Raw genomic sequence first — 1632 nt, forward strand, 5'->3', positions numbered from 1 at the left:
ATTGTTTTTGATTTTGGTCCACGCATTGCCAATACCTCCTGGGAAAATATCCCTATTTATATTATCGGCTTTTGTGAACTAAAACTTTAGTAAAATTCGTGCGAAATTTAGTCAACACGACACTAGTGCGGGTATAGAATGCGATTCTTCTTCTTCAGGAACCATTACTTATAATATAATCACAGAAAATAAGGGTGACGGAATCGTGAGTGCGGGTTCCGATCCCTCTATTATTAGCAATACAATTAGAGGAAATAAAGGAATTGGTATCTATTGCTATTCTAATTCATTGTCAATAATCATCAATAATGTCATCGAGAAGAATTATTATAGTGGGATTTATTGTTATTCTTCTTTTCCTGTAATCACCAACAATACAATCATTGAAAATAAAGATGGTATTAACTGCTCCTGGAATTCTTCTCCATCCCTCACCAACAATATTATTGCAAATAATACTAAATATGGAATTTCCGAAGGGAGTATAAACAGCGATCCTCTTCCCAATTATAATTGCTTTTTTAATAACGACTCAGGAGATTATTATGATTATGACACGCAGAAAATTGAAACAGTGGAATGGCTAAATAGTGCTGGAGGCTATACAGGAAACATTGTTTCTAACCCACTTTTTGTTGATTCTGGTAGAAATAACTATTCTCTTACTCCAAACTCTCCTTGTATTGATAAAGGTTTAAATACTGTCATAGGTATTTTCTCAACAGATAAAAATGGCAATTCAAGAATATTTGATGGAGACAAAGATGGCACTTCTACCGTAGATATTGGTGCTTATGAGTTTCAGGGGCTATCTCCTGCTCTCTTGAAAGAAGTAATCTTTGTTTTTCCTAACCCTTGTCGCATTTCTCAAAGCAATATTATTACCTTTAAAAAACTAACTCCGCAAGCTACAATCCGAATATTTAATATTGCCCGAGAAGAAATTGCCAAAATAGAACATAATAATGGAACTGATGAGGAGAGATGGATAATGCCTAATTCTCTTGCATCCGGCGTTTATCTCTACCTTATCACTAATAACCAAAAGGATACACCGGTAAAGGGAAAAATTGGGATTATTAAATGAACCGGAAGGAAATATACAATAGATAGGCCATTTAATGCAGATAGTGATATTGATTTCTTTATTGTGAGTGATGATTTGATTAAGAAGTATGGATTGAAACTAGAAGGGAAGAAGGCTCTTTTAGAGTTGAATCCCGGATCAAAACATCCGGAAAGATTAGAAAACCTCAATAAGATACCAGAGCTTAAGAAATGGGTAGAAGAATCACAGAATGTATTAGGCAGAAAAACTCCAATAGCTATCTGGAAAAATGAAGCCTTTATGAATAGGGCTCATCACGGATTATGGTGCATGGGGATAGGGATAGGGTTTAAAGATTGTATGTGTTTAACTAAAGCTAAATAAAATTTACAATTGAGCTTCTTTGTTAAAAAAGATATGTATACAATTATTTTTGCACCATATTATGCGAAGAGCCAGAATTTTATTGGTATTATAAAGAAAGAATTGAAGATTTTAAAAAAGATTGGGGCGACCTCTGGCTAAGAACTTTTCAAGAACCATTTAATCCCCGTAAAGCAAAGAAGATGCTAAAAGATGCGGAG

The 1632-nt window shown here is 34.2% G+C and carries 2 protein-coding genes; both read left to right on the forward strand.

Going from position 1 to position 1632, the window contains the following annotated elements; genetic code table 11:
* The first annotated feature begins 94 nt into the window (after window positions 1–94).
* The gene (locus AB1630_13075) at window positions 95–1087 is read left to right on the forward strand and encodes a right-handed parallel beta-helix repeat-containing protein (protein ID MEW6104718.1); all 993 of its coding nucleotides are present in this window, start codon (window positions 95–97) and stop codon (window positions 1085–1087) included.
* Window positions 1088–1150: 63 nt separating this feature from the next.
* Window positions 1151–1432: a hypothetical protein gene (locus AB1630_13080; GenBank protein ID MEW6104719.1), complete on the forward strand. Its 282-nt coding sequence runs from the start codon at window positions 1151–1153 to the stop codon at window positions 1430–1432.
* The last annotated feature ends 200 nt before the right edge of the window (window positions 1433–1632 follow it).

This window comes from bacterium (assembly GCA_040753555.1).
Lineage (GTDB): Bacteria > UBA9089 > UBA9088 > UBA9088 > UBA9088 > JBFLYE01.